30 protein-coding genes are annotated in these 25,735 nt (G+C 58.1%); all 30 read right to left on the bottom strand.

Annotated elements, in window-relative coordinates; translation table 11 throughout:
- Positions 1–43 precede the first annotated feature (43 nt).
- Positions 44–1,486 carry an NADH-quinone oxidoreductase subunit NuoN gene (nuoN, locus tag ACR0JR_RS12325; protein ID WP_260022804.1) on the bottom strand — a complete coding sequence of 481 codons (1,443 nt, stop codon included), beginning with the start codon at positions 1,484–1,486 and terminating at the stop codon, positions 44–46.
- Positions 1,487–1,501: 15 nt separating this feature from the next.
- Positions 1,502–3,046, bottom strand: a complete 1,545-nt coding sequence (locus ACR0JR_RS12320; RefSeq protein ID WP_260022805.1) for an NADH-quinone oxidoreductase subunit M — start codon at positions 3,044–3,046, stop codon at positions 1,502–1,504.
- Positions 3,046–5,208 (bottom strand): NADH-quinone oxidoreductase subunit L, encoded by a 2,163-nt coding sequence (nuoL, locus tag ACR0JR_RS12315; RefSeq protein WP_480456389.1) that lies wholly within the window; start codon positions 5,206–5,208, stop codon positions 3,046–3,048. Before nuoL ends, ACR0JR_RS12320 begins: the two co-directional genes overlap by 1 nt.
- A 6-nt stretch (positions 5,209–5,214) precedes the next feature.
- Positions 5,215–5,520 (bottom strand): NADH-quinone oxidoreductase subunit NuoK, encoded by a 306-nt coding sequence (nuoK, locus tag ACR0JR_RS12310; RefSeq protein ID WP_005984024.1) that lies wholly within the window; start codon positions 5,518–5,520, stop codon positions 5,215–5,217.
- Positions 5,521–5,524: 4 nt separating this feature from the next.
- Positions 5,525–6,127, bottom strand: a complete 603-nt coding sequence (locus ACR0JR_RS12305; protein WP_170543433.1) for an NADH-quinone oxidoreductase subunit J — start codon at positions 6,125–6,127, stop codon at positions 5,525–5,527.
- Positions 6,124–6,534: a carboxymuconolactone decarboxylase family protein gene (locus ACR0JR_RS12300; protein ID WP_010442761.1), complete on the bottom strand. Its 411-nt coding sequence runs from the start codon at positions 6,532–6,534 to the stop codon at positions 6,124–6,126. Before ACR0JR_RS12300 ends, ACR0JR_RS12305 begins: the two co-directional genes overlap by 4 nt.
- Positions 6,531–7,025 (bottom strand): NADH-quinone oxidoreductase subunit NuoI, encoded by a 495-nt coding sequence (gene nuoI / locus ACR0JR_RS12295; protein ID WP_170543431.1) that lies wholly within the window; start codon positions 7,023–7,025, stop codon positions 6,531–6,533. Before nuoI ends, ACR0JR_RS12300 begins: the two co-directional genes overlap by 4 nt.
- A gap of 3 nt (positions 7,026–7,028) precedes the next feature.
- Positions 7,029–8,066, bottom strand: a complete 1,038-nt coding sequence (gene nuoH, locus ACR0JR_RS12290) for an NADH-quinone oxidoreductase subunit NuoH (RefSeq protein WP_480456388.1) — start codon at positions 8,064–8,066, stop codon at positions 7,029–7,031.
- Positions 8,059–8,274, bottom strand: coding sequence for a hypothetical protein (locus ACR0JR_RS12285; RefSeq protein ID WP_480456386.1), 216 nt, complete (start codon positions 8,272–8,274; stop codon positions 8,059–8,061). Before ACR0JR_RS12285 ends, nuoH begins: the two co-directional genes overlap by 8 nt.
- Positions 8,271–10,292, bottom strand: a complete 2,022-nt coding sequence (gene nuoG, locus ACR0JR_RS12280; protein WP_480456384.1) for an NADH-quinone oxidoreductase subunit NuoG — start codon at positions 10,290–10,292, stop codon at positions 8,271–8,273. The genes ACR0JR_RS12285 and nuoG overlap by 4 nt, the downstream gene beginning before the upstream one ends.
- A 3-nt stretch (positions 10,293–10,295) precedes the next feature.
- Positions 10,296–10,700, bottom strand: a complete 405-nt coding sequence (locus ACR0JR_RS12275) for a DUF5333 domain-containing protein (RefSeq protein ID WP_480456383.1) — start codon at positions 10,698–10,700, stop codon at positions 10,296–10,298.
- A gap of 98 nt (positions 10,701–10,798) precedes the next feature.
- The gene (locus tag ACR0JR_RS12270) at positions 10,799–11,155 is read right to left on the bottom strand and encodes a hypothetical protein (protein ID WP_170780589.1); all 357 of its coding nucleotides are present in this window, start codon (positions 11,153–11,155) and stop codon (positions 10,799–10,801) included.
- A 75-nt stretch (positions 11,156–11,230) separates the two neighbouring features.
- Entirely contained in the window at positions 11,231–11,734 is a 504-nt protein-coding gene (locus ACR0JR_RS12265; protein WP_480456382.1) for a DUF3291 domain-containing protein, read from the bottom strand.
- Positions 11,731–12,147: an MAPEG family protein gene (locus ACR0JR_RS12260; protein WP_010442769.1), complete on the bottom strand. Its 417-nt coding sequence runs from the start codon at positions 12,145–12,147 to the stop codon at positions 11,731–11,733. The genes ACR0JR_RS12265 and ACR0JR_RS12260 overlap by 4 nt, the downstream gene beginning before the upstream one ends.
- Positions 12,148–12,152: 5 nt before the next feature.
- Positions 12,153–13,451 carry an NADH-quinone oxidoreductase subunit NuoF gene (nuoF, locus tag ACR0JR_RS12255; protein ID WP_480456524.1) on the bottom strand — a complete coding sequence of 433 codons (1,299 nt, stop codon included), beginning with the start codon at positions 13,449–13,451 and terminating at the stop codon, positions 12,153–12,155.
- Positions 13,452–13,463: 12 nt separating this feature from the next.
- Entirely contained in the window at positions 13,464–13,685 is a 222-nt protein-coding gene (locus ACR0JR_RS12250; protein ID WP_010442771.1) for a DUF5337 domain-containing protein, read from the bottom strand.
- Positions 13,686–13,715: 30 nt separating this feature from the next.
- Positions 13,716–14,816, bottom strand: coding sequence for an NADH-quinone oxidoreductase subunit NuoE (gene nuoE / locus ACR0JR_RS12245; protein WP_480456381.1), 1,101 nt, complete (start codon positions 14,814–14,816; stop codon positions 13,716–13,718).
- On the bottom strand, positions 14,816–16,039 hold the full coding sequence (locus tag ACR0JR_RS12240; protein WP_170780592.1) for an NADH-quinone oxidoreductase subunit D: 1,224 nt from the start codon (positions 16,037–16,039) through the stop codon (positions 14,816–14,818). The genes nuoE and ACR0JR_RS12240 overlap by 1 nt, the downstream gene beginning before the upstream one ends.
- Complete coding sequence (locus ACR0JR_RS12235) at positions 16,039–16,164, bottom strand: hypothetical protein (protein ID WP_255353504.1); 126 nt, start codon at positions 16,162–16,164, stop codon at positions 16,039–16,041. Before ACR0JR_RS12235 ends, ACR0JR_RS12240 begins: the two co-directional genes overlap by 1 nt.
- On the bottom strand, positions 16,164–16,337 hold the full coding sequence (locus ACR0JR_RS12230) for a hypothetical protein (protein WP_010442775.1): 174 nt from the start codon (positions 16,335–16,337) through the stop codon (positions 16,164–16,166). Before ACR0JR_RS12230 ends, ACR0JR_RS12235 begins: the two co-directional genes overlap by 1 nt.
- A complete protein-coding gene (locus ACR0JR_RS12225) occupies positions 16,337–16,942 on the bottom strand; it encodes an NADH-quinone oxidoreductase subunit C (RefSeq protein ID WP_170780593.1) in 606 nt (201 codons plus the stop codon). Before ACR0JR_RS12225 ends, ACR0JR_RS12230 begins: the two co-directional genes overlap by 1 nt.
- Positions 16,943–16,954: 12 nt before the next feature.
- Positions 16,955–17,488 carry a NuoB/complex I 20 kDa subunit family protein gene (locus ACR0JR_RS12220; RefSeq protein WP_010442777.1) on the bottom strand — a complete coding sequence of 178 codons (534 nt, stop codon included), beginning with the start codon at positions 17,486–17,488 and terminating at the stop codon, positions 16,955–16,957.
- Entirely contained in the window at positions 17,479–17,844 is a 366-nt protein-coding gene (locus ACR0JR_RS12215) for an NADH-quinone oxidoreductase subunit A (RefSeq protein WP_010442778.1), read from the bottom strand. Before ACR0JR_RS12215 ends, ACR0JR_RS12220 begins: the two co-directional genes overlap by 10 nt.
- 182 nt (positions 17,845–18,026) lie before the next feature.
- The gene (locus ACR0JR_RS12210; RefSeq protein WP_480456380.1) at positions 18,027–18,809 is read right to left on the bottom strand and encodes a crotonase/enoyl-CoA hydratase family protein; all 783 of its coding nucleotides are present in this window, start codon (positions 18,807–18,809) and stop codon (positions 18,027–18,029) included.
- 2 nt (positions 18,810–18,811) lie between these two features.
- Positions 18,812–19,666 carry a hydroxymethylglutaryl-CoA lyase gene (locus ACR0JR_RS12205; RefSeq protein ID WP_480456379.1) on the bottom strand — a complete coding sequence of 285 codons (855 nt, stop codon included), beginning with the start codon at positions 19,664–19,666 and terminating at the stop codon, positions 18,812–18,814.
- A gap of 79 nt (positions 19,667–19,745) precedes the next feature.
- Positions 19,746–21,677 carry an ATP-binding protein gene (locus ACR0JR_RS12200; protein WP_480456378.1) on the bottom strand — a complete coding sequence of 644 codons (1,932 nt, stop codon included), beginning with the start codon at positions 21,675–21,677 and terminating at the stop codon, positions 19,746–19,748.
- A gap of 3 nt (positions 21,678–21,680) precedes the next feature.
- Positions 21,681–22,106 carry an ASCH domain-containing protein gene (locus tag ACR0JR_RS12195; RefSeq protein ID WP_480456377.1) on the bottom strand — a complete coding sequence of 142 codons (426 nt, stop codon included), beginning with the start codon at positions 22,104–22,106 and terminating at the stop codon, positions 21,681–21,683.
- Position 22,107: 1 nt separating this feature from the next.
- Positions 22,108–23,715: a carboxyl transferase domain-containing protein gene (locus ACR0JR_RS12190; protein WP_480456376.1), complete on the bottom strand. Its 1,608-nt coding sequence runs from the start codon at positions 23,713–23,715 to the stop codon at positions 22,108–22,110.
- Positions 23,712–24,176 carry a lysozyme inhibitor LprI family protein gene (locus ACR0JR_RS12185; RefSeq protein ID WP_480456375.1) on the bottom strand — a complete coding sequence of 155 codons (465 nt, stop codon included), beginning with the start codon at positions 24,174–24,176 and terminating at the stop codon, positions 23,712–23,714. The genes ACR0JR_RS12190 and ACR0JR_RS12185 overlap by 4 nt, the downstream gene beginning before the upstream one ends.
- Entirely contained in the window at positions 24,173–25,699 is a 1,527-nt protein-coding gene (locus ACR0JR_RS12180; protein ID WP_480456374.1) for an AMP-binding protein, read from the bottom strand. The genes ACR0JR_RS12185 and ACR0JR_RS12180 overlap by 4 nt, the downstream gene beginning before the upstream one ends.
- Positions 25,700–25,735 lie beyond the last annotated feature (36 nt).

Genomic DNA, 25,735 nt, shown 5'->3' with positions numbered 1-25,735 from the left:
CCCGGTACAGTGACCGAGCCCCTTTCTGTTTACGGAACCAAGATCAGTTGACAAGCGTTGTCGCCGCTGCAGCTGCAGCGCCTTCGATTCCGAACTGATAAAACACACCGATCAGCATCAGCGCGGCAGACCCCATCAGAGCACCCCACAGAACTGGTGACGAACGCGTTTCGATTGGGTCCTCGTTCTCAGCCCCGAAATACATGTAGAACACGATCCGCAAGTAATAGAACGCACCGATGACCGAAGCGATGGCCGAGGCAATGACCAGACCGGTCAACCCTGCCTCTACACCAGCTTGCCAGACGCCAAACTTGGCGAAAAAGCCCAGCATCGGTGGCACGCCCGCAAGGCTGAACATCAGGATCAGAACAGCCAGAGCTTTCCCGGGATCACGTTTTGAATACTGACGCAGTGCATCGATATCCGTCACTGGCTTGCCATCCCGCTCCATCATCAAGATGAAGGCGAACGTGCCGATGTTCATTGTCACATAGATCGCCAGATACATCAGCATGGCCTTGACGCCCATCTCGGTACCAGCGGCCAGACCAATCAGGGCATAGCCCATATGTGCAATCGACGAGAACGCCATCAGGCGTTTGATGTCACGCTGCCCAATCGCCGCGACTGCACCCAGCAGCATGGACAGAACCGACAACAGAACGATCACCTGCTGCCAGTCTTTGACAACTCCGCCAAAGGCATCGTGCAAAACACGCGCGAACAGGGCCATCGCGGCCACTTTCGGGGCAGTGGCGAAGAACGCGGTAATGGGTGTCGGTGAACCTTCATACACATCCGGTGTCCACATGTGGAACGGCACAGCAGAAACTTTGAAGGCAAGGCCAGAGATCAGCAAAACAAGGCCAAATAGGAGGCCGAGTGATACGTCGTCGTGATGCACGGTCTGGATGATGCCCGAGAACAAAGTCGTTCCGGTAAAGCCATAGACCAGCGACGCGCCGTAAAGCAGCAGGCCAGAACTGAGCGCGCCTAGAACAAAATACTTCAGTCCCGCCTCGGTCGATTTGGCACTGTCCCGACGCAGCGCGGCCACGACGTAGAGCGACAGTGATTGCAACTCGAGGCCCATATAAAGCGACATCAGATCGCCCGCGCTGACCATCATCATCATGCCAACAGCGGCCAGAGCCACCAGAAGCGGATATTCGAAACGCAACAGACCACGGCGTGCCATGTAATCCTGACTCATCAGCAGGACAGCGGCTGCAGAAAGAAGAATTGCAACTTTGGCAAACCGGGCAAAGCCGTCATCTACAAACATGCCGTTGAAAGCAACATTCGTGCCATCGCCATTGGTCGCGATCCAAATCGCCAGCAACGCCATAAGCCCCGCTGTTGACCAAACCAACACCGGTGCCAGCCCATCTTTTGTTGTGTAGACAGCCCCGATCAGCGCCGCCATCGCATAGATCGCCAGAACGATTTCCGGCAGGATAATTGTCAGATCAGCCTGGATCATGTCTCCAAAGCCTCCTTAATGCGATGCGGCTGACTGGGTCGCGGTCTCAGCCGCGGCCAGAGCCGTGTCATAGTTCGAAATCAACGCAGCCGTCGAGTTGCCGATCACATCGGTCACCAGCGAAGGATAAACACCCAGCAGAATGGTCATCACGATCAGAGGCGCAAAGATCAGCCGCTCGCGCGAGCTCATGTCGGTAATGGCTTTCAGGCTTTCCTTGATCAGGTCGCCAAACACCACACGGCGGTACAGCCAAAGCGCATAGCCGGCCGAGAAGATCACACCGGTCGCGGCCACAGCCGTTACCCATGTGTTGACCTGGAAGGCGCCCATCAGGGTAAGGAATTCTCCTATGAATCCGGACGTACCCGGCAAGCCAACATTTGCCATGGTGAACAACATGAAGACCAGCGCATAGGCGGGCATCCGGATTACCAAACCGCCATACGCCTCAATATCGCGGGTGTGCATTCGGTCATAGATCACACCGACGCAAAGGAAGAGCGCGGCCGAGATGAACCCGTGGCTGAGCATCTGGAAGATCGCGCCGTCAATGCCCTGCTGGTTCGCTGCAAAGATACCCATGGTCACAAAGCCCATATGTGCGACCGAGGAATAGGCGATCAGCTTCTTCATATCCTCCTGCACCAGCGCCACAAGCGAGGTGTAGACAACGGCTATCGCCGACATCCACAGCACCACATCGGTCATCACCGCCGAACCCACCGGGAACATCGGCAGGCTGAACCGTAGGAAGCCGTAGCCGCCCATCTTCAACAGGATCGCCGCCAGTACGACAGATCCCGCCGTTGGCGCCTGAACGTGCGCATCCGGCAGCCAGGTGTGGACAGGCCACATCGGCATCTTCACCGCGAACGACGCGAAGAAGGCAAGGAACATCAGCGTCTGCATGCCGCCGACGATATACACGCCCAGAACGCTGAACCCTTCGGACGAGAACTGATGGCTCATCAGCGCCTCGATATCCGTGGTGCCCGCATCCGCGTACATCGCGACCATCGCCACCAGCATCAGCACCGAGCCAAGGAAAGTGTAGAGAAAGAACTTGAAGCTGGCATAAATCCGGTCTTTGCCACCCCAGATACCAATGATCAGAAACATCGGAATCAGGCCCGCCTCGAAGAACAGGTAGAACAGCACCAGATCCAGCGCCATGAACACGCCCAGCATCAGCGTTTCCAGCAGCAAGAAGGCGATCATGTATTCTTTGACACGATCCGTGACGTTCCAACTGGCCAAAATGGTCAGCGGCATGATGAAGGTGGTCAGCAGCACGAACAGAACGCTGATGCCGTCGACACCCATCTTGTATTTCAGACCCAGCAGCCACTCGCCCTCTTCCACCATCTGAAAGCCGGTGTTGGACGGATCAAAGCCGGTATAGATGCCGATCGAGACCAGGAAGGTCACGGTTGTTGCAACCAACGCGACCCATTTCGCGTTGCGTTGCGCGGCTACGTCCTCACCATGCAAGAACAGGGCCAGAATGCCTGCAGCGATGGCGGGGATGAAGGTGACAATAGATAGGATATTGTCCATTAGTGAGCGCCTCCGCCGATAGACATCCAGGTGACAAGGGCGGCGATGCCCAAGACCATCCAGAAGGCGTAAGTAAAGATGTAACCGGTTTGAGCTTTCCCGGCGAGGCGCGTGAAGAAGGGCACAACGCCCATCGCAACCCCATTCAGGAAGCCGTCAATCGTGTTGCCGTCGCCGCGCTTCCACAGGAACCGGCCAAGCGCCACAGTGGGTTTGACGAAAATCGCGTCGTAGATCTCGTCAAAGTACCACTTGTTCAGCAGGAACAGGTAGAGCGGACGCTGGTTCGCGGCCAAACGTGCAGGCAGCGAGGTGTTCACGATGTAGAACCAGTAAGCCACGATGAACCCAAGCAACATCGCTACAAAGGGTGAGACCTTAACCCATTTCGGGGCTGCGTGCGCATCGTCCAGCACATGGTTGTCGGGTGCCATATAAAGCGCACCTTCACCCGGTTCTCCGGCAAAGACATAGTGGTGATCGCCGCCATGCGAGTCCTTCTCACCATGCCCGTCATCCACATGGGCGGTATCGGCATGGCTATCGTCTGCGTGGCTGTCGTTCGCGTGGCTATCTTCGCCATGCGAATCCGCTTTGCTGTGATCGCCCGCCGCTGCATGCTCTGATGCCTCGGCCACTGGAATCCCGTAGAACTTGCCCACCTTATCCGCATGGCCAAAGAAATTGCCGTACCAGATCATCCCGGCAAACACTGCACCCAGCGACAGCACGCCCAGCGGTACCAACATGGTCATTGGGCTTTCATGCGCATGTTCATGAGTATGCTTGTCGCCACGCTCTTCGCCATAGAAGGTCAGGAAGATCAGGCGCCAACTGTAGAACGATGTGAACATCGCAGCGATGACCAGCATCCAGAAGGCATATCCAGTGCCACCGGCATACGCGCTTTCGATAATTGCGTCTTTCGACAGGAAACCGGCGAAGCCGAAAGTGGTCAGCGGAATACCCACGCCAGTAATCGCAAGCGTTCCGATCATCATCGCCCAGAACGTATAAGGGATCTTCTTCCGCAGGCCACCATATTCGGTCATTTCCTGCTCGTGATGCATTGCATGGATGACCGAACCTGCACCAAGAAATAGCAGCGCCTTGAAGAATGCGTGTGTCAGCAGGTGGAACATCGCCGCTGAATACATACCGACGCCAGCGGCCACGAACATGTATCCCAGCTGAGAACAGGTCGAATAGGCGATGACGCGTTTGATGTCGGTCTGAACCAGACCCACAGTCGCGGCGAAGAACGCGGTCGATGCGCCAAGGAAAGTGATGAACCCGGTCGCACCTGGAGCGAACTCCATCAGCGGCGACATACGGCAGACCAGGAACACACCCGCAGTCACCATGGTCGCCGCGTGGATCAGCGCCGACACAGGTGTTGGGCCTTCCATCGCGTCGGGCAACCAGGTGTGAAGGATCAACTGCGCTGATTTACCCATCGCGCCGATGAACAGCAGAACACAGATCACTTCAATAGCGGTCCACTCCCCCCACAGGAAGTGCAGTTTTTCCTCTGCCAAGGCCGGGGCAGACGCAAAGATGTCCGAGAAATTGATGCTGTCCGTCAGGAAGAACAGCGCGAAGATGCCAAGCGCAAAGCCAAAGTCACCCACTCGGTTGACGATAAACGCTTTCATCGCCGCCGCGTTGGCGGAAGGCTTACGATAGTAGAAACCGATCAGCAGATACGAGGCAACGCCCACGCCTTCCCAGCCAAAGAACATCTGCACCAGATTATCCGCCGTCACCAGCATCAGCATGGCGAAAGTGAAGAAGGACAGATAGGCGAAGAAACGCGGCTTATAGCTTTCGCCTTCGCGCCACTGCGGATCATGATCCATGTAGCCGAAGGAATAGAGGTGAACCAGCGCCGAAACAGTCGTCACCACGATCAGCATGATCGCGGTCAGACGATCCAGCCGAATAGCCCAGCTTGTCGACAAAGATCCGCTCTCGATCCAGCGCATGATCTCGATCTGTTGCGTAACCCCGTCGAACGCGAAGAATACGATCCACGACAGCAGACAGGCCAGAAACAGCAGGCCTGTTGCGGTCCACATGGCCGCCTTCTCACCGATAAAGCGCCAGCCAAACCCGCAGAGCAGCGCGCCCACCAGCGGGGCAAAGAGGATGGTGGTTTCCATATTCTCTTACCCCTTCATCATATTGACGTCTTCAACCGCGATGGTCCCACGGTTGCGGAAGAAGCAGACCAAAATGGCCAGACCAATCGCCGCCTCGGCGGCCGCAACGGTCAAAACAAACAGCGTAAACACCTGCCCGACCAGATCGCCAAGGAAACTGGAAAACGCCACGAGGTTGATATTCACCGCCAACAGCATCAGTTCGATGCTCATCAGTAGGATGATGACGTTCTTGCGGTTCAGGAAGAGACCGAAGATGCCGATGACGAACAGTGTCGCCGCGACCGTAAGATAGTGTTCAAGTCCGATCATCGTCTTAAAGTCCCTGCCCCGGTTTCACGTCCTTCAGTTCCATCGCCTTGGCCGGGTCGCGCATCATCTGACCGATGATGTCCTGACGCTTGATGTCCTGACGGTGGCGCAGCGTCAGCACGATTGCGCCGATCATGGCCACCAGCAGGATCAGGCCCGCCAATTGGAACAGAAGGAAGTATTGATCATAGAGGATGACACCCAACGCCTCGGTGTTGTGGCGGTCGATCGGGACCGGCTGCGCCAGATTGGCCGCCGCGCCCTGAGCGCTATCCCATGCGCCAAAGGCCATGACGAACTGCATCAGAATGACCAGACCGATCAGCAAGGCCAACGGCATATAGCGCGCCATCTCGGCCTTCAGCTCGGCAAAGTCCACGTCCAGCATCATAACCACGAACAGGAACAGCACCGCGACCGCGCCCACGTAGACGATGATCAGCAGCATCGCCACGAACTCAGCCCCTAACAGCACGAACAGCCCAGCCGAGGACAGGAAGGACAGGATCAGCCAAAGCACCGAGTGCACCGGCTGACGGCTGATCACAGTGAACAGTCCGCCGGTGATGGCGCTGATGGCAAACAGATAGAAGGCAAAGACGGTCATTGATCCTCATCCTCGTTGTCGCCCATGACCTCTTGCGCCAGATCCAGCGCGCGGGTCATGGCCGGGATGCCGGCGAAAACCGACATCTGACCGATCGTTTCCACGATCTCTTGTTTCTTGGCACCAGCCTCCAACGCGTGGCGCACGGTCTGGCGTACCGCTGAGTCCGCCTGCGCGCCCTGACAGGTCAGCCCGGCCAGCGTCAGCAGCAGGCGGGTCTTGGCGTCCAGACCGTCTTTGTTGACGGTGTTGCCAAACATCATCTCCATGACCTCTTTGGGCATGGTCGGCCACAGCGCCTCGAACCCCTTGGGCGAGAAATTCTCCATCGCCGGGTTCATCGCCTTGGCCATGTCCTGAGCCTGCTTCATCATCAGCTCGAACGGATTTGTCGGGCTGTCGCTCATCGGTACGGCGCGTCCATTTCCAAATTGCGGGAGATCTCGGCCTCCCAGCGTTCGCCGTTCGACAGGAGTTTTTCCTTGTCATAGAACAGCTCTTCGCGGGTTTCCGTGGCGAATTCAAAATTCGGGCCTTCGACGATGGCATCGACCGGGCAGGCTTCCTGACAGAAGCCGCAATAGATGCATTTGGTCATGTCGATGTCATATCGCGTTGTGCGGCGGCTGCCGTCTTCGCGTGGCTCGGCGTCGATGGTGATGGCTTGAGCCGGGCAGATCGCCTCGCAGAGTTTGCAGGCGATGCAGCGTTCCTCGCCATTCGGATAGCGGCGCAGGGCGTGTTCACCCCGGAAACGCGGTGACAGAGGGCCCTTTTCATGAGGGTAGTTCACGGTGGCTTTGGGAGCGAAGAAATACTTCAACCCAAGCTTCATGCCAACCCAGAAGTCCTGTAGCAGGAAATACTTGGCAGCGCGGGTGTAATCGATTTGGGTCATGGGTCAGCCTCCTACGCTCCAACGGGCAAACGCGCCCCAGAACCAGTCGAATTTTGCCGCGAAAGATACGAAGACGACCCAGACGAGGCTAAACGGCAGGAACACTTTCCAACCCAAACGCATCAACTGGTCATAGCGGTAGCGGGGCGTAATCGCCTTGACCATCGCGAAGATGAAGAAGAAGAACGCCATCTTAGCGACCATCCACAACACGCCATCGGGCAAGCCCGGGATCGGCGACAGCCAACCGCCGAAGAACAGCAGCGTGGTCAGGGCGCACATCAGGAAGATAGCGATGTACTCACCGGCCATGAACAGCAAGAAAGGTGTGGCTGAGTATTCGACCTGGTAACCGGCAACCAACTCCGATTCCGCTTCGGGAAGGTCGAAGGGTGGCCGGTTGGTCTCGGCCAGCGCCGAGATGAAGAACAGGAAGACCATCGGGAAATGCGGCAACCAGTACCAGCTGAAGAAGCCAAACGAGCCATCCTGCGCGCGAACGATATCACCGAAGTTCATCGATCCGGTCGAGATGATGATGCCAATGATGATCAGGCCGATCGACACTTCGTAGGAAATCATCTGCGCGGCTGAGCGCAGCGATCCCAGGAATGGGTACTTTGAGTTTGACGCCCAACCGCCCATGATCACGCCATAAACTTCCAGCGAGGACACGGCAAAGACATAGAGTATGGCGACATTGATATCCGACAGAACCCAGCCATCGTTGAACGGAATCACCGCCCAGGCGATCATCGCCAGAACAAAACTGGTCAATGGTGCGAGGATAAACACCGTGCGGTCGGCACCGGCGGGTATAACAACCTCTTTGACCACATATTTTAGGGCATCTGCCACCGATTGCAGCAATCCGTAGACGCCCACCACGTTGGGTCCACGGCGCATCTGAACTGCTGCCCAAATCTTGCGGTCGCCGTAAACGAGGAACAACAGCGAGATCATCACAAAGGCCACAACTGCAAGCACTTGCGCCAGAATAATGACGGCTATTCCGCCTGGGGTGTTAAAGAATTCAGCCATTGGTCCTCACACCGTGGGTATTCCGTTTTCCGCGTGCGATGCAAAGGCCAGTTGCCTGCGCAATCTGCGGCTGGGTCGGCGCGTTGGTGTAAACAGCATCTGCCGTCATTACGCCACCCTTAATCTTCGATTTCACACGCAATTCCGGCGCGGCTAACTGCCACCCGGGCACCGCGTTTGTCTGCGATATGAAACGTGTCTGGTTCATTCCGCCGCAATCTTCTCAGTCTTGCGGGCCTGCGCTTGTGCCGATAGCTCGGCCATCAGTTGCGAGGCGCGTGCTATCGGGTTGGTTAGATAGAAATCTTTGACGGCATAGCGGAATGTCGCCTTGCCCAACGGGCCTGCGTCCAGAGCCCGAAAGTCATTCTCGATCACTTCATCGATACGCGCCAGATGCGGAACCGCTTCGATCAGAGCAGTGCGCAGTTGCGCCAGAGAGTCGTAGGGCAGTGTTGCACCAAGCTCGGCAGAAAGGGCACGCAGGATGGCCCAGTTCTCCTTGGCCTCACCCGGGGCGAACCCTGCACGCATCGCGAGTTGAGGTCGACCTTCCGTGTTGACGAACAGGCCGTTTTCTTCTGTGTAAGCCGCACCCGGCAGTATCACATCGGCGCGGTGCGCTCCACGATCGCCGTGACTGCCCTGATAGATCACAAATGCGCCCTCGCCGATCTCGACCTCATCGGCACCGAGATTATAGATCACATCGGCCGCGCTTACCGCATCCATGCCGCCTTCGCTGGTCGCATCCACATCCATGGCACCCACGCGCGATGCTGCGGTGTGCAGAACGATAAGCCCACTTTCGGTATTGCTTGCAATGGTTTGTGCGGCGGCCAGAACGGCAGAGCCATCAGCCTCTTGCAGCGCGCCTTGCCCGACGATGACCAGAGAGCACTTGCCCTTGATCTCATCATCGCCACCCATATCAACGACGGTTTGCAGCGCAGCACGGTCGTCGCCTACATGGTGATACTCGTAGGTCAGATCGATGGCGGGCCCGACCAAAGCTACCTCGGCACCGTGTGCCCATGCCTTGCGGATGCGGGCGTTCAGAACCGGCGCTTCATCACGTGGATTGGTGCCAACCAGAAGGATACGCTCGGCGCTGTCGATATCTTCAATCGCGGCTGTACCGGCATATGCCCCACGGTTACCCGCCGGCAGCTTGGCACCATCGGTGCGACATTCGACAACACCGCCCTGCCCTTCGATCATCTGTTTCAGCGCGAATGCGGCCTCGACCGGGGCCAGATCGCCCACGATGCCTGCAGGTTTATCAGCCCCTTTCAGCGCCTCGGCGGCTTTGTTCAGTGCCTCTGGCCACGACGCCGGGCGTAGTTTGCCGTTTTCCCGCACGTAAGGCCGATCCAGGCGCTGACGGCGCAGACCATCCCAGACAAAGCGGGTCTTATCGCTGATCCATTCCTCGTTCACACCATCATGATTGCGCGGCAAGAAGCGCATCACTTCGCGACCTTTGGTATCCACGCGGATGTTCGAGCCCATGGCATCCATGACATCGATGCTTTCGGTCTTGGTCAGTTCCCAAGGGCGGGCGGTGAATGCATACGGCTTCGAAGTCAGCGCCCCGACAGGGCACAGATCGATGATGTTGCCCTGCAGGTTCGAATCCAGCGTCTGGTTCAGGTACGAGGTGATCTCGGCATCCTCGCCCCGCCCGGTCTGACCCATCTGGGTGATCCCAGCGACCTCTGTGGTGAAGCGCACGCAACGGGTACAACTGATGCAGCGAGTCATCGCGGTGCCAACCAGCGGACCAAGGTCCAGATCATCCACGGCACGCTTGGCTTCTTTGAAGCGCGTGCCTGACAGGCCATAGGCCATGGCCTGATCCTGCAGGTCACACTCACCGCCTTGATCGCAGATCGGGCAATCCAGCGGGTGGTTGATCAGCAGAAACTCCATCACCCCTTCGCGGGCCTTCTTGACCATGGGCGAGTTCGTCTTGACCACCGGTGCCTGCCCTTCTGGACCCGGACGCAGATCGCGCACCTGCATCGCGCAGGAGGCCGCCGGTTTCGGCGGGCCGCCCACGACCTCGACCAGACACATCCGGCAGTTCCCGGCAATCGACAGACGCTCGTGATAGCAAAAGCGCGGCACCTCGACCCCGGCCTGCTCACAGGCTTGGATCAGTGTCATCGCGCCATCGACTTCGATTTCCTGTCCGTCGATATTGACTTTGCGGAGGTCAGACATGGTCTAGTTCGCCCTCAAATACACGCCGATGGCGCTGTTTCTTTCAATTTCCTTCTTGCCCAACGCGCAGAAGGTTTTGGGATTTTCGTAAGAAACGCCGTTCTGCGCCAGATAGCTCTCGCCCTTGGCGCGCATACGATCTTTTTCAGAATCCGAATCCACATAAGCCCGGATTTCCTTGTCCGAATATCCAAGTTTGTTCGCTTTCGAGCGCAAATCCCACATGACACCAATCGCCTTGAGCCGACGCCCGCTTATTGACGGGCAATACTCCGAAATCTCGTTTGCGATCGCGATGTAATAGAGTTCGTTGTCGATCTCTTTGACTTCGCGCAAGGGTGGCTTCGCCTCAGCCAGAACCGGGACAGATATTACGCAAATCGCGGCGACCAGTCGTATCAAAGACATAACATTTCCTTTCGTCTTGGGATTCCCAAGACGATGGTCGACGCGCTTGCTATGCAATAACAAGCCACCGGTCCTGCCGTGATATACGATACGGTTGCTCATGGTCGTTGGCAGCGTCCGGCAAAGGTCAGTTTATCGTTCTCAATACGCAGGTTTTGCGGTTCCGTATCCGGTCCAACCTTCCAGGCAATCCTGGAAGAGCCAAAATTCTGAACGCAGAACTTGGTGGCTTCGTAGCGGCCAGCTTCACGCGCACCGTCGAACGATTGCGAAACGCCGTTTACTGTCACGGTAAACTCGGAAGGTGTGGTTCTCTTGTCCACGTGTTTCGCGCTGGCCCTGAAATAAATGCCGTCAAACGCAACCCGCGTCGCCTGTGATGGCGCCTCTCCGCAGGCGGAGACCAGTGCCCCCACCAAAACCGACATCACCAAAATTCCTCGTTTCGCCATCATGACCACTCCTGCATCGTGGCTGGCGCATGCGGTATCTGCCGGTGCGTCTGGGATATCGTGTCCATCACCATCCCCTTACTCTGCCGCGACCTGAACGCAACGGTGGTCGCGCCACTTGCTGGCCTGTTTCAATTCTGCCCATCCAAAGGCACTTTCGCTCGCACCTTTTGTGCGCAACGTCTCTAGTCGTTCCAGCGCGTCTTCCAAACTAGGCTGGTGACCTTTGGGCACCCACCACATGACAAAATGTTGCTCGCCGAGTATTTCGAACCATTCTTGCCGACGTTCGTAGAACTGCTTGTGGATGGTACCCCAAACAAATTTCTCAAGGCTGGCGACATCTTCCCAGACCGTCAGATTTGCGACGAACTGCGGATCGCTTCCGATGCTATTTGCGGTATTTCCGGTTCCTGGTTCACCTGAACCTTCCATCATCCAGACAAAGCCCGGCATCCGCTTGCCGAGTCCGTTAACGCGGTCCAGGTTGGCCATAAACTCGGCCACGCGTGGATCGTCGGTAGGTGCCAACAGACGACCAACATTCAATTCGGCCAAGTGATATCCGTCGGGCTGGATCAAAACGCAGCCACCAATGCCATAAGGCCGAGAACGGCCATGCAGGCCCACCCAACTACATAAGACACAGAGCGAACCCCGCTATGCGGTTTGCCGATCCCGCGCAGGTGGATCACCAGCATGACCACCCGCGCTAACAGCGCGACCGAGGCCAGCAGGTTCACCCAGAACGGGCTGACACCCAGCAGAATTGCCGCAACTGTAACGGTCAAAAACGCAGGCAGCGTTTCAGTACCGTTCAGATACGCGCGGTTCAAACGATAAGCCTTGTCAGAATAGTCCTGATCCGGGGTCGCCCCTGGTGCCAGCCCCTTGCCGGCTTTTGCGAGCGCCGAAAACGGCGACATGAACAATACGATCAGGGTGAAAATCACCAATGACGCAATTGCGTGGGAATATTCGGCGTAGGCTTCCATCAGGTTTACTCCGCTGCCATCGCACCCATACGGCCCGATTTCTGAGCCTTGATGCGGTCTTCGATCTCTTCCCGGAAATTACGGATAAGGCCTTGGATTGGCCAAGCGGCGGCATCGCCAAGCGCGCAGATTGTGTGGCCCTCGACCTGTTTGGTGACGTCGAAGAGCATATCGATCTCCTCCAGCTCGGCTTCGCCACGTACAAGACGTTCCATCACACGCATCATCCAGCCAGTGCCTTCACGGCAAGGCGTGCACTGACCACAGCTTTCGTGCTTGTAGAACTTCGACAACCGCCAGATCGCTTTGATGATATCCGTGGACTTGTCCATCACAATCACAGCGGCTGTACCCAGACCCGAACCCAACTCTCCGCGCAGATAATCGAAATCCATGATCGCATCGCGCATGTTTTCGCCGCGCACGCACGGCACCGACGAGCCACCGGGGATCACCGCCAGCAGATTGTCCCAGCCGCCGCGAATACCGCCGCAATGGGTTTCGATCAGTTCTTCAAAGGAAATCGACATCGCTTCTTCGACGACACAGGGGTTGTTCACATGGCCCGAGATCGCAAACAGCTTTGTGCCCGCGTTATTCTGGCGGCCAAAGCCCGCGAACCAATCCGCGCCCCGGCGCAGGATGGTCGGCACAACCGCAATCGATTCCACATTGTTCACCGTGGTCGGGCAGCCATAAAGGCCCGCGCCAGCCGGGAACGGGGGCTTCATGCGCGGCATGCCCTTCTTGCCCTCAAGGCTTTCGATCAGAGCTGTTTCCTCGCCGCAGATATACGCGCCCGCCCCGTGATGCAGGAACAAGTCGAAATCCCAGCCCGAGCCAGCAGCGTTCTTGCCAAGCAGACCCGCGTCATAAGCCTCATCAATCGCAGCCTGCAGCGCCTCGCGCTCGCGGATGTATTCGCCGCGCAGGTAGATGTAGCAAGTATGCGCGTTCATTGCGAAAGACGCGATCAGGCACCCCTCGATCAGCGTGTGCGGATCATGACGCATAATCTCGCGGTCTTTGCAGGTGCCCGGCTCGGATTCATCTGCGTTCACAACCAGATAGGCCGGACGTCCGTCGCTTTCTTTGGGCATGAACGACCATTTCAAGCCGGTAGGGAAGCCCGCCCCGCCGCGACCGCGCAGCCCCGAATCCTTCATTGTCTGGATGATCCAGTCACGGCCATTTTTGATCAGGCCAGCTGTGCCGTCCCAATGCCCGCGGGCTTGCGCGCCTTTCAGCGTGCGCTCATGCATCCCGTAGATGTTGGTAAAGATCCGGTCCTGATCCTTCAGCATCATGTCTTACCTTCAGCTGTCCTGACGCATGCGCCAGAGTTGAAATATGTTCACACCTGCATAGATGAATCCCGCAAGAGCAGCGAAATCAAACAGCAGCGCATAGCGCCCCGGCAAACCCATTGCGGGGCCTATGAACAAGGTCATGCCAAGCCAAAGCACCATCGTCACGGCGATGACGATGCCTATGTGACGACCCTTGCGGGCTATGGCGTGTTCCCTGTCTTTATCCATCTCGTCCTGGTGCCCCGCACGGGCACCTGCTTAGTCCTCGTAAGTGCCATCTTCCTTGGCACGTTTAGCGAATTCGGTTTCTTCACCAGCTGCCAGTTTTGCAGCCTGTTCGATCCATCCGTCCCGTTCGATCCGGCCTTTGAATTTCAGGCGCGTGTCGACCCAGGCCACATGCTCTGATGTCCATGCGGCAATCTGGTCGAAGTGGAAAAAGCCCAGCTCGTTCAGGGTCTCTTCCAGCTTTGGACCTACGCCCTTCAGCATTTTCAGATCATCAGGCTTGCCATCCCGCGCACCAGTCAGCGTTTCGGGCTGTTCCTCTTTCGCCGCTTTCGCCTCAGCGGCCTGTTTCACTGCAGGTTTCGCCGGGGCTGGCGCTTTTGGCGGTTTCGGAGCAGCTTTGGTTGCAGCAGCTTTGCCATCCTTGCCCAGCCACGGGGTCAGGATTGGAACCTCGATTCCGTCAATACGCTTGACGGTATCGCCCAGTTCGCTCGCAAGCTGAACACTGGCGTTGTATTGCGTCCGGCCACTGTCATACTCCGTCAGGCTGGTCAGCCCTTTCAGAGGTTCCGCCGCATACCGACCATTCTGCGGACCCGGAGTTGGCACTTTGCCTGCCACCAGATCATCAAGAATCTTGCCAAAGCTCTCGGTCGTCAGATCTTCGTAGTAATCCTTGCCGATCTGCGCCATCGGAGCGTTTGTGCAGGAACCGAGGCATTCCACCTCTTCCCAGCTCAGCTTGCCGTCAGCAGACAGCTCATGCGGCTTTGCAGCGATCTTTTCCTTGCAGACCGCAATCAGATCTTCGGCGCCGCAGATCATGCAGGAGGTCGTGCCACACACCTGAATATGCGCCACCGATCCAACCGGCTGCAGCTGGAACATGAAATAGAACGAGGCGACCTCAAGCACGCGGATATAGGCCATACCCAGCATGTCGGCGACGGATTCAATCGCCGGACGGCTCAGCCAGCCCTCTTGTTCCTGCGCGCGCCACAGCAGCGGGATGACCGCGCTGGCCTGACGGCCCTCGGGGTATTTGGTTATTTGCGCTTCGGCCCATTGCTGGTTAGCAGCGGTGAAGGCGAAGCTTTCGGGTTGTTCGGCGTGAAGACGGCGGAGCATTAGCGGTCAATCTCTCCAAATACGACGTCCATGGTACCGATAATCGCGGCGACGTCGGCCAGTTGGTGGCCTCCGGCAACGTGGTCCATGGCTTGTAGATGCAGGAACCCCGGCGCGCGGAGTTTAGCGCGATAGGGTTTGTTGGTGCCGTCGGCGACCAGATAGACGCCGAATTCGCCCTTGGGGGCCTCGACGGCGGCGTAGACTTCGCCCGCGGGGACGTGGAAGCCTTCGGTATAAAGCTTGAAGTGATGGATCAGGCTCTCCATCGAGGTCTTCATATCCGAGCGTTTCGGCGGGGTGATCTTGCCGCGTGCCAGAACGTCGCCTGGGCAGTCGCGAATTTTGGCGATGGCCTGGCGGATGATCAGCAGCGACTGGCGCATCTCTTCCATGCGCACCAGATAGCGATCGTAGCAGTCACCGTTCTTGCCGACGGGGATCTGAAACTCGAACTCGTCATAGCATTCATAGGGCTGCGCGCGACGCAGGTCCCATGCAAGACCCGAACCACGGACCATCACGCCCGAGAAGCCGTATTTTTGAATGTCATCCTCGGTCACCACACCGATGTCGGCATTACGCTGTTTGAAGATGCGGTTTTCGGTCAGCAGCCCGTCAATGTCGTCCAGAACGGCAGGGAACTCGTGGCTCCAAGCTTCGATATCGTCCAGCAGCTCGGTCGGCAGGTCTTGGTGCACCCCACCGGGGCGGAAATAGGCAGCGTGCAGACGGGCACCGCAGGCACGCTCGTAGAACACCATCAGCTTTTCACGTTCTTCAAAGCCCCAAAGCGGTGGGGTCAGCGCGCCGACGTCCATGGCCTGAGTGGTCACGTTCAACAGGTGGTTAAGAATACGGCCGATCTCGGAATAGAGGACCCGGATCAGAGAACCGCGACGTGGTACTTCCACACCGGTCAGCTTTTCAATGGCCAAACACCAGGCGTGTTCCTGGTTCATCGGCGCGACGTAATCCAGACGATCGAAATACGGCAGGTTCTGCAGATACGTCCGGCTCTCCATCAGCTTTTCGGTGCCACGGTGCAGCAGGCCGATATGCGGGTCGCAGCGCTCGACAATCTCGCCGTCCAGCTCAAGCACAAGACGCAAAACCCCGTGCGCCGCAGGGTGTTGCGGGCCGAAGTTGATGTTGAAGTTGCGGATCTTCTGTTCCCCGCTCAGCGCGTCCGTGCTGCCGTCATCGTATCTTGAGCCGTCCATCAACGCCCTCGTTTCTTCTTCGCTTCGGCCCGAACCCGGACCTTTTCCGCATCAGCCGCTTTGGCAGCGGCCCCGGCCAGCAGAACCCCCAGCGCCCCCAACGCGATCAGTTCCCCCAGACCCATCAGCGGCGCTCCAACTCTTGCAGTTTAAGCCCGACCCACCACAGCAACGCGATCGTGCCGAAAGGAACCAGACAGAGCAGGCACCAGTATTTGTTGATCCCGAAAAACGGCAATATCTTCACCATCGGAATGATGGTCAGTGCAGACAGGATCAGCCACCAGATGCCACCCATTATTCAGTCTCCTGTTTTTCATCCCCCGGAAGAATGTAGTTCGCACCTTCCCACGGGGACATGAAATCAAACTGACGGTATTCCTGCACCAGCGACACAGGTTCATAGACCACGCGCTTTTGAGCCTCGTCGTAGCGAACTTCGGTATAACCGGTGGTCGGAAAATCCTTGCGCAGCGGATAGCCGCGGAACCCATAGTCGGTCAGGATGCGCCGTAGGTCCGGATGGCCCGAGAATAGAATCCCGAACATATCGAACACCTCACGCTCGAACCAGTTGGCCGAGGGGTGAACGTCAACGATCGAGGGCACCATGTCATCCTCGCGGATCGAAACCCGCAGGCGGATGCGCTGGTTCTGGTACATCGAGAGGAAGTGATAAACCACGTCAAACCGCTTGGCGCGTTCGGGGTAGTCGACACCGGTAATGTCCACCAGCGTTGAGAACTGGCAACTGCGGTCAGACTTCAGGAATTCGATGAATTCCACAAGATTCGACGGGGCCACATCGACGTTCAGCTCACCATGCGTCACGTCCCAGGACAGAACGCAATCGGTTCGTTTTAGCTCCAACTGCGCGCCGAGTTCTTTGAGTGCTTCGCTCATCTGCCCTCTCCCTCAGCGAACAATCGTGCCGGTGCGGCGGATTTTGCGTTGCAGCTGCATCAACCCATAAAGTAGCGCCTCTGCGGTCGGAGGGCAGCCGGGCACATAGATGTCCACGGGCACAACCCGGTCACAACCGCGCACGACAGAATAGGAATAGTGGTAATAACCACCGCCATTCGCACAGGAGCCCATCGAGATCACATAGCGCGGTTCGGGCATCTGGTCGTAGACCTTGCGCAGCGCAGGGGCCATCTTGTTGGTCAGGGTTCCGGCCACGATCATCACATCCGACTGACGCGGGGACGCGCGGGGCGCAATACCAAACCGTTCCGCATCGTAGCGCGGCATCGACGTGTGCATCATCTCAACCGCGCAGCAGGCCAGACCAAAGGTCATCCAGTGCAAGCTACCGGTACGGGCCCAGTTGATGATGTCTTCGGTCGAAGTCAGCAGGAAACCTTTGTCCTGCAGCTCGGCATTCAGGGCCTGGGTGGCGACTTCTTTGTCGACGCCCGCGGTGTTTGCGCCCGTCATCACTCCCATTCCAGGGCCCCTTTCTTCCATTCATAGGCAAAGCCGATGGTCAGCACCGCCAGGAACACCATCATGGACCAAAACCCAACATCGCTAATGTCTTTGAAGCCAACGGCCCAGGGAAACAGGAAGGCGATTTCCAGATCGAAGATGATGAAGAGAATCGCGACCAGATAGAATCGGACGTCGAATTTCATCCGCGCATCGTCGAATGCGTTAAAGCCACATTCATATGCACTGACTTTTTCAGGGTCTGGATTGCGGACGGCAAGCACTACAGCAGCGAGAATCAAGACGATTCCAAGGCCTACAGCGACGGCCAGAAACACCAGGATCGGGAGGTACTCCCGCAACAGGTCTTCCACGTATAGCTCCTTTCCTGCGCATGTCCCGAAGGGGCGCGCCGTCAATTGGCGTGTTGACTGGACATTCTCTATCTCTGTGGGGTCAGAGGGTCAACCGAACAGAAACGCGCAGATGGGCATTATTACAATCGCCCAGCAGGCTATGGCTTAGAATACCTTGCAACGGCCCGACGCGGCTAAACCTACCTATTCCATGCAGGTTTTCGTTTGTCAAAGAAGGCCCTGATTCCCTCTTGCGCCTCGTCGGTTTCCCATCGCGTTACCAGCTGTCGAATGGTGTGGTCGATCACAGCATCGTCAATGCGTGGTCCCAGCGATTGGATCAATTGCTTTGCCGAAGAAACAGCGCCTGGCGCGCAGGACAGATAGGGACGCACTTCGGCCTCGACCGCCTCTGCCAAGGCATCAGCGGGCACCGCGCGCGTCAACAAGCCCAGCTCGACAGCCTCCGCTGCATCAAAGAGACGTGCGGACATGAAGACCCGCCGCGACCTTGCCTCACCCATACGAGCAATAACATAGGGGCCAATCGTGGCCGGGATCAGGCCAAGTCGCGTTTCGGTCAGGCCCATCTTCAGGCTATCCACCCCGATCGCCACATCACAGACCGAGGCCATTCCCAATCCACCACCAAACGCATTGCCCTGCAATGCGCCAATCAGAGGCTTGGGCAGCGTATTCAGGGCATTCAGCATCTCGGCCAGCTTGCGCGCCTCGGTGAAGCGCGTATCGGGATCGGCGGCCATTTGCGCCTGCATCCAACCCAGATCACCCCCGGCGCAAAAGCTTTTGCCTGACGCGGCCAGAACCACCACCCGGACAGCTTCATCACTGGCCAGTTGCCCGGCGGCTTGTGTCAGTTCAGCAATCATCTGCGCCGACAGCGCATTGTGCTTCTCTGGTCGATCCAGCGTTAACGTGGCTACGCCGCGACCATCTGTCTTTAAAGTTATCGTTTCGTACATTTCTATTCCGCTCGCATAGCCCGCGCCATGTCTGCTGCTTCTTCCAGCACAGACGCGTCCAACCCGGTTTCATATCCCAACCGTTCCAGATGCGCGGCCACCGCTTCAGTTGCCACATTACCAGCTGCACCTGGCGCATAGGGGCACCCCCCAAGCCCGCCCACGGCGGCATCAAACACCCGTACACCCAGCGCCAGAGAAGCATCGATATTGTCGATCGCCCGCCCGTTGGTGTCATGGAAATGTCCCGCAAGCCGGGTGACCGGGACCCGTTCGCGCACGGCCAACAGCATATGCGCGATCTTGTCCGGGGTCCCCTGCCCAATCGTATCGCCCAGCGAAATCTCGTAGCAGCCATGCGCGAACAAAGCATCCGCGACCTCAGCCACTTTTTCAGGCGGGGTCGGGCCGTCATAGGGGCAATCAGTCACGCAGGACACATAACCACGCACGGGCAGATCGATATGCCGCGCGGCCTCAAGGATCGGCACGAACCGTTCGATGGATTCGGCGATGGTCGCGTTAATATTTGCCTTCGAAAATCCTTCGGAGGCCGAGGCAAACACTGCAATCTCATCCGCCTTGGCCGCCAGCGCGTCCCCATACCCACGCATGTTCGGCGTCAGAGCCGCATAACGAACGCCTTCTGCCCGCTTGATCTCGGCCAGAACCTCACCGCTGCCTGCCATTTGCGGCACCCATCTCGGTGAGACAAAGCTTGCAACCTCAATCCGGTTGAACCCGCCACGGCTGAGGCAATCGACCAAGGCGACTTTCTCGGCCACCGGGATCTCGCGCTGTTCGTTCTGCAGGCCGTCGCGTGGCCCGACCTCGAAAATCTCGACCCGTTCTTTCATCAGCGCATCCCTTCCCGGTTTCTTATCGTTTCAATTACGGATGGCCCGACTGTGCCACGCAATCCACAGGCCGAACAGATCAATCCTCGGCCAACCGAACCAGCGCTGCCCCAGCCTCGACCTGTGCGCCCGCTTCGGCCAGCACTTCTGCGACCACGCCATCGCGGGCGGCCAGCAGAGAATGCTCCATCTTCATCGCTTCCAGAATGGCCAGCCGGTCGCCTTTTTTCACCAGCTGCCCTGCCGAGGCAAAGACGGCCTTGACCAGACCTGGCATCGGCGCTTCGATCACATTGGTGTCGCCCCCCGCGCTGGCGTCGCGGTCCAGAGGGTCAACAACCTCAAACACCTGCCCATAGTCGTCGAATACTGTGACGTGGGACCCGGCCATGACAACATTGGGCACAGGTGTCCCATCGATGGTCCAGCCAGCGCCATGGCGCTGCGCGATTAGCTGCGCGTCTTCGATCTCCCAAATCTGCCGATCCGGGCCCTCGACCTGTACATCCAGATCAACCACTTCTCCATCCCGCAGCAATTGCACAGCGCGATGTAACGGTGCCCATAGCGTAAAGCCCGATTCTGAGGCCGTCTCGGCCAGACCCAGCGCCGTCATCGCCGCAGCCACGGCTGACGCGTTGCTTGCGCCAGCTTCCTGCACAAGATCGTCAAGGTCTCGCCCGATCAGCCCGGTATCCACGTCGCCCGACGCAAACCCGCTGTGCCGCGTCAGAGCCCCAAGAAACGCAAGGTTGGTTACCGTCCCGGCAACTTCGGTTTGGCGCAAGACGCGGTGCAGGCTTTCCAAAGCAACCGCTCGCGTCGGGCCATGCACCACGACCTTGGCAATCATGGGATCGTACCAAGGGCTGATCGTATCCCCAGCCCGTACGCCACTATCGGCGCGGCACTCTGGCGGGAAGTGCAGATGGGCCAGCGTACCCGTCGCGGGCAGAAAACCCTTGGGAACGTCCTCGGCATAAAGCCGCGCCTCAAAGGAATGCCCGTTGATCGACAAATCACCCTGCTGTTTCGGCAGGCTTTCGCCCGCAGCTACCTGCAACTGCCATTCGACCAGATCGACACCCGTTATTGCCTCGGTCACCGGATGTTCGACTTGCAGGCGCGTGTTCATCTCCATGAACCAAAACCGATCCGGGCGTAACCCGTCCGAAGCATCGACGATGAACTCAACCGTCCCTGCGCCCTTGTATCCAATCGCCTCAGCCGCACGCACGCCCGCCTGACCCATTGCATCGCGCATTTCAACGGTCATGCCGGGGGCCGGAGCCTCTTCGATCACCTTCTGGTGCCGCCGCTGTAACGAGCAATCGCGTTCGAACAGATGCACCGCATGGGTGCCATCGCCGAACACCTGCACCTCGATATGACGCGGCTTGGCGACGAATTTCTCGACCAGTACCGCGTCATTACCAAAGGCCGTCTTGGCCTCACCGCGCGCGCTGTCCAAAGCAGCCGAAAATTCCTCGGGCTTCTCAACCAACCGCATCCCCTTGCCACCGCCACCTGCAACGGCCTTGATCAGAACAGGATAACCAATGGTATCCGCCGCGCCTGCCAGGTGTTCGGGGTCTTGATTGTCGCCATGATAACCAGGCACAACCGGAACGCCTGCATTCTCCATCAACACCTTGGCCGCGTCCTTAAGGCCCATCTTTCGGATTGCGTCCGCCGATGGGCCGATGAAGGTCAGGCCTGCTGCCTCAACCGCATCCACGAAGTCTGGATTTTCGGACAGAAAGCCATAGCCCGGATGGATCGCTTGCGCGCCAGTATCCAGCGCCGCCTGAATGATCACATCACCTTTCAGATAGCTCTCAGCCGGGGCCGCGCCGCCGATATGCACAGCTTCATCGGCCATCTGCACATGCTTGGCCAAGGCATCGGCATCCGAATAAACAGCCACGCAGGATAGGCCCATCTTCTGAGCCGTTTCCATCACACGGCAAGCAATCTCGCCACGGTTGGCAATCAGGATTTTATTAAACATAGCTTACCCCTCAGCCGCCAGATCTTCGACAAGGCGGAACCGTTCGCACAGCAATTCCATCTCGGGATCAAATCCGCCATTTCGTTCGAAATACCGGCGATGATCCTCGCACCAGCCCTCAAGCGTTTCATTCTCACCCTCGGCCAATGCGAAGTCTTCGGTCACATCGCAATATCGGCAGATCGAGACCTCGACCGTTTCGATCACCAAGGCCGGGCGATCATCCCAGTCCAGCGCAATATCCTGCCGCCCAACAATGGGGGTATCAGCACTGCCATCAGGGTAGTCACGCAACGCACCACAGGTTGCCGTTTTTCGGCCTGATCGCACCAACGCCAGCAGCTCAGCACTCAGCGATGCGTTGTCACCAAACTTGAAAGTCTGAGCACCCGGATAGCGGGCCATGACGTCATTCAATGAAACGCTCATCTTACATCCTGAACACGCCGAAACGTGTCTCCTCAATCGGGGCGTTCAGTGCAGCACTCAGCGACAAGGCCAACACGTCGCGGCTTTTGCGTGGGTCGATGATGCCGTCATCCCAGAGCCGGGCCGAAGCATAAAGCGGGTGGGATTGTTCCTCGAACATGTCCAGCGTCGGACGTTTGAACTCGGCTTCCTCTTCAGCCGACCACGTGCCGCCCTGCCGTTCGATCCCGTCGCGCTTGACGGTGGCAAGAACGCCCGCAGCCTGCTCGCCCCCCATCACCGAGATGCGTGAATTCGGCCAGGTCCACAGGAAACGAGGCTGATAGGCGCGACCTGCCATGCCGTAGTTTCCAGCTCCGAAAGAACCGCCGACCAGCATGGTGATCTTGGGAACGCTCGTCGTCGCCACCGCCGTAACCATCTTGGCCCCATGCCGCGCGATGCCTTCGTTTTCGTATTTGCGGCCAACCATGAAGCCGGTGATGTTCTGCAGGAATACCAGCGGTGTTTTGCGCTGAGAACACAGCTCGACAAAATGCGCGCCCTTCTGCGCGGCCTCGGAAAACAGCACGCCATTGTTGGCGATGATCCCAACCGGGCAGCCTTTGACATAGGCGAAACCGGTCACCAGCGTCTCGCCAAAACGCGGCTTGAACTCATCAAACCGGGAGCCATCGACCAGACGCGCAATCACCTCGCGGATATCATAGGGCGTACGCAGATCAGCCGGAACAACGCCCAGAATCTCTTCAGGGTCGTAAGCTGGCTCTTCGGGTGCCTCAAACTGTAGGCCGGGCTTCAGCCCGGCACCGCCCAACGACCCGACGGCGCGCCGGGCCAGAGCCAACGCATGCGCATCATCCTCGGCCAGATAATCCGCAACGCCGGACAGGCGCGTATGCACATCGCCACCGCCCAGATCTTCGGCTGTCACAACCTCTCCCGTCGCGGCTTTGACCAGAGGTGGCCCGGCCAGAAAGATCGTCCCCTGTTCTTTTACGATTATCGTCACATCGGACATCGCGGGCACATAAGCTCCGCCCGCCGTGCACGACCCCATGACAACCGCGATTTGAGGGATGCACTTCGCGCTCATCCGCGCCTGGTTATAGAAAATGCGGCCAAAATGATCGCGGTCGGGAAAGACCTCATCCTGATTGGGCAGGTTCGCACCGCCGCTATCGACCAGATAGATGCAGGGCAGATGGTTTTCCTCGGCGATCTCCTGCGCCCGAAGATGTTTCTTGACGGTCATTGGATAATATGTGCCGCCCTTCACGGTGGCATCGTTGCACACCACCATGACCTCGCGTCCCTGCACCCGGCCAATCCCGGCGATGACCCCGGCACAAGGTGCGGCGCCCCCGTACATCCCATGCGCCGCCGTTGCGCCGATTTCAAGAAACGGAGAGCCCGGATCAAGAAGGTTTGCCACCCGGCGACGCGGCAGCATCTTGCCCCGAGATTCATGCCGCGCGCGGGATCTCTCACCTCCGCCCATGCGGGCGGCTTCGGCGGCCTCAGAGATACGTGCCAGCGCATCCAGATGTGCAGCTCGGTTCGCCTTGAACCCCTCGGAGGTTGGTATGGCTTTGGATTTTAGTTTCATTCCATCTTCCCTAAGTCGCGCAATTCCACAGCGCGTTCAGCGGTTTCGGTCAGCAAGCAATTTGCGGCTACAATCGAGCGTATCGTTCCTCCAGACCATATGCCGTAGGCCAGAGCACATTCAGCATCCCGAAACCCGATCCATGCGCGTTGTGCATCTCGCAACTGGTCCGAAAGTTCGGGACTTTGCTCAGCCAGTTCCGCTCTACGCAGTCTATACTGTTCGTTCAGAAATGAATCCCAAACTTGGGTTTCAGCTTGAATACATTCGGTAATGCCAATGGTTGTTTCATTTCCCGGTATCGTTTGGCAGGTATTGGCAGCTGCGCCTAGACATGATGACAAGCTATCGCCCTGCTGCGACTGGGAAAAACACTGTTGAATGTACGACTGGTCTACCCAAGCGCCCTGAGCGTAGACAAGCGATGGAACCAGTATCGCAGCAACTGCAATTCGCATCATGTAATTGCCTCCCCCGCAGCCCGCGCCTTCAACTCCTTGCGGATCACCTTCCCCGTCACCGTCATCGGCAACTCGTCCAGAAACGCCACCTCGCGCGGATAGGAGTACTGAGCCAGACGGTCCTTGACCCAATCCTGCAACTCCTGCTCCGCAGCCTCAGCGCCCGGTTTCAACACCACATAGGCCTTCACGATCTCGGTCCGCAGCGGATCAGGCTTGCCGACTACACCCACAGTTGCCACTGCCGGATGGGTCAGCAGGCAATCCTCGATCTCAGCGGGTCCGATGCGGTATCCGGCCGACGTGATCACGTCATCATCGCGACCGACAAAGCGCAGATAGTCGCCCTCCCACACGCCACGGTCTCCGGTGATCAGCCAGCCACCCCGGAATTTCTCAGCGGTCGCATCGGGCCGGTTCCAGTATTCCAGCATCATCGAGGCCGAGCCGCGCCGGATAGCGACGTCGCCCTCTTCATTGGTTGGCCGGCCGTCGCCATCAATCACCGCAACTTCATGCCCGGGCACCGGCTTTCCGATACAGCCGGGGTGCACTGGGAAATCCTCGGCACAGGAGGACACGACCATATTGCATTCGGTCTGGCCGTAAAATTCGTTGATCGTCAGGCCAAACGCCTTTTTACCCCAAGCCAGCATCTCGGCCCCCAGAGGCTCCCCTCCGGACGCGACCGAGCGCAAACCGGGGATCGTCTGGTCCGCAGCTTTCAACATGCGAAGGGCGGTCGGCGGGAAGAACACATTCCGTACCCCGCCACGCATGACGAGATCCGTGCAGGCCTCGGGAGTGAACTTATCCAACCTCGCCGCAACGACCGGTACACCCAGCGCTAGACCGGGCATCAGCACATCGAACAGACCGCCGATCCAAGCCCAGTCCGCCGGTGTCCACAGGCAATCCCCCTGACGCAGATGATTGTGGCTGATCGATACGCCCGGCAGGTGACCCGTCAGTACCCGGTGCCCGTGCAGTGCCCCCTTTGGGCTACCGGTGGTGCCTGAGGTGTAGATCAATACCGCAGGGTCCTCGGGGCTGGTGTCGGCAAACGGGACAGGTAGTCCCTCTTGCCCGATCTGATCGATGAGAACCGGTTTGGCCAGATCACCGACAAGCGCGGCCCCTTCGGGATCTGTCAGAACAAATTTTAAGCCCGCGTCACCGACACGCGATGATAGCGCATCGTGTTTGAACAACTTGAACAGGGGTACCGAAATCGCGCCGATTTTCCAGATTGCCAAATGTGCCGCCGCACACCAGGGCGACTGGCTCAGCAACACGCCCACTCGATCGCCGGGTCGGACGTCGTTGATCAGAGCACGCGCAATACCATCTACCATTTCACCCAGATCGCCGAACGTAACTTCACGCGGATCAGAAGCCGTCAGGTCCAGTATTGCAACCTGTTCTGAAGGCTGAGAAAGGCACTGTCGCGCCATATTCAATCGATCCGGTATGGCCCAGCTTTGATCACTGCGAAGACCCGGTATGACCCTAGCAGGAGACACTCAGATTCTCCCTTATTTTACTGACAGTTGATCCAT

The sequence above is a fragment of the Ruegeria sp. AA3 genome (assembly GCF_056542905.1).
This window is presented reverse-complemented; position numbering and strand designations above follow the sequence as displayed.

What these genes read in the sequence shown, in the direction of transcription:
- nuoN (WP_260022804.1), bottom strand. Translation starts at nt 1,486, where the DNA reads ATGATCCAGGCTGATCTGACAATTATCCTGCCGGAAATCGTTCTGGCG.
- ACR0JR_RS12320 (WP_260022805.1), bottom strand. Translation starts at nt 3,046, where the DNA reads ATGGACAATATCCTATCTATTGTCACCTTCATCCCCGCCATCGCTGCA.
- nuoL (WP_480456389.1), bottom strand. Translation starts at nt 5,208, where the DNA reads ATGGAAACCACCATCCTCTTTGCCCCGCTGGTGGGCGCGCTGCTCTGC.
- nuoK (WP_005984024.1), bottom strand. Translation starts at nt 5,520, where the DNA reads ATGATCGGACTTGAACACTATCTTACGGTCGCGGCGACACTGTTCGTC.
- ACR0JR_RS12305 (WP_170543433.1), bottom strand. Translation starts at nt 6,127, where the DNA reads ATGACCGTCTTTGCCTTCTATCTGTTTGCCATCAGCGCCATCACCGGC.
- ACR0JR_RS12300 (WP_010442761.1), bottom strand. Translation starts at nt 6,534, where the DNA reads ATGAGCGACAGCCCGACAAATCCGTTCGAGCTGATGATGAAGCAGGCT.
- nuoI (WP_170543431.1), bottom strand. Translation starts at nt 7,025, where the DNA reads ATGACCCAAATCGATTACACCCGCGCTGCCAAGTATTTCCTGCTACAG.
- nuoH (WP_480456388.1), bottom strand. Translation starts at nt 8,066, where the DNA reads ATGGCTGAATTCTTTAACACCCCAGGCGGAATAGCCGTCATTATTCTG.
- ACR0JR_RS12285 (WP_480456386.1), bottom strand. Translation starts at nt 8,274, where the DNA reads ATGAACCAGACACGTTTCATATCGCAGACAAACGCGGTGCCCGGGTGG.
- nuoG (WP_480456384.1), bottom strand. Translation starts at nt 10,292, where the DNA reads ATGTCTGACCTCCGCAAAGTCAATATCGACGGACAGGAAATCGAAGTC.
- ACR0JR_RS12275 (WP_480456383.1), bottom strand. Translation starts at nt 10,700, where the DNA reads ATGTCTTTGATACGACTGGTCGCCGCGATTTGCGTAATATCTGTCCCG.
- ACR0JR_RS12270 (WP_170780589.1), bottom strand. Translation starts at nt 11,155, where the DNA reads ATGATGGCGAAACGAGGAATTTTGGTGATGTCGGTTTTGGTGGGGGCA.
- ACR0JR_RS12260 (WP_010442769.1), bottom strand. Translation starts at nt 12,147, where the DNA reads ATGGAAGCCTACGCCGAATATTCCCACGCAATTGCGTCATTGGTGATT.
- nuoF (WP_480456524.1), bottom strand. Translation starts at nt 13,451, where the DNA reads ATGCTGAAGGATCAGGACCGGATCTTTACCAACATCTACGGGATGCAT.
- ACR0JR_RS12250 (WP_010442771.1), bottom strand. Translation starts at nt 13,685, where the DNA reads ATGGATAAAGACAGGGAACACGCCATAGCCCGCAAGGGTCGTCACATA.
- nuoE (WP_480456381.1), bottom strand. Translation starts at nt 14,816, where the DNA reads ATGCTCCGCCGTCTTCACGCCGAACAACCCGAAAGCTTCGCCTTCACC.
- ACR0JR_RS12240 (WP_170780592.1), bottom strand. Translation starts at nt 16,039, where the DNA reads ATGGACGGCTCAAGATACGATGACGGCAGCACGGACGCGCTGAGCGGG.
- ACR0JR_RS12235 (WP_255353504.1), bottom strand. Translation starts at nt 16,164, where the DNA reads ATGGGTCTGGGGGAACTGATCGCGTTGGGGGCGCTGGGGGTTCTGCTG.
- ACR0JR_RS12230 (WP_010442775.1), bottom strand. Translation starts at nt 16,337, where the DNA reads ATGGGTGGCATCTGGTGGCTGATCCTGTCTGCACTGACCATCATTCCG.
- ACR0JR_RS12225 (WP_170780593.1), bottom strand. Translation starts at nt 16,942, where the DNA reads ATGAGCGAAGCACTCAAAGAACTCGGCGCGCAGTTGGAGCTAAAACGA.
- ACR0JR_RS12220 (WP_010442777.1), bottom strand. Translation starts at nt 17,488, where the DNA reads ATGGGAGTGATGACGGGCGCAAACACCGCGGGCGTCGACAAAGAAGTC.
- ACR0JR_RS12210 (WP_480456380.1), bottom strand. Translation starts at nt 18,809, where the DNA reads ATGTACGAAACGATAACTTTAAAGACAGATGGTCGCGGCGTAGCCACG.
- ACR0JR_RS12205 (WP_480456379.1), bottom strand. Translation starts at nt 19,666, where the DNA reads ATGAAAGAACGGGTCGAGATTTTCGAGGTCGGGCCACGCGACGGCCTG.
- ACR0JR_RS12200 (WP_480456378.1), bottom strand. Translation starts at nt 21,677, where the DNA reads ATGTTTAATAAAATCCTGATTGCCAACCGTGGCGAGATTGCTTGCCGT.
- ACR0JR_RS12195 (WP_480456377.1), bottom strand. Translation starts at nt 22,106, where the DNA reads ATGAGCGTTTCATTGAATGACGTCATGGCCCGCTATCCGGGTGCTCAG.
- ACR0JR_RS12190 (WP_480456376.1), bottom strand. Translation starts at nt 23,715, where the DNA reads ATGAAACTAAAATCCAAAGCCATACCAACCTCCGAGGGGTTCAAGGCG.
- ACR0JR_RS12185 (WP_480456375.1), bottom strand. Translation starts at nt 24,176, where the DNA reads ATGATGCGAATTGCAGTTGCTGCGATACTGGTTCCATCGCTTGTCTAC.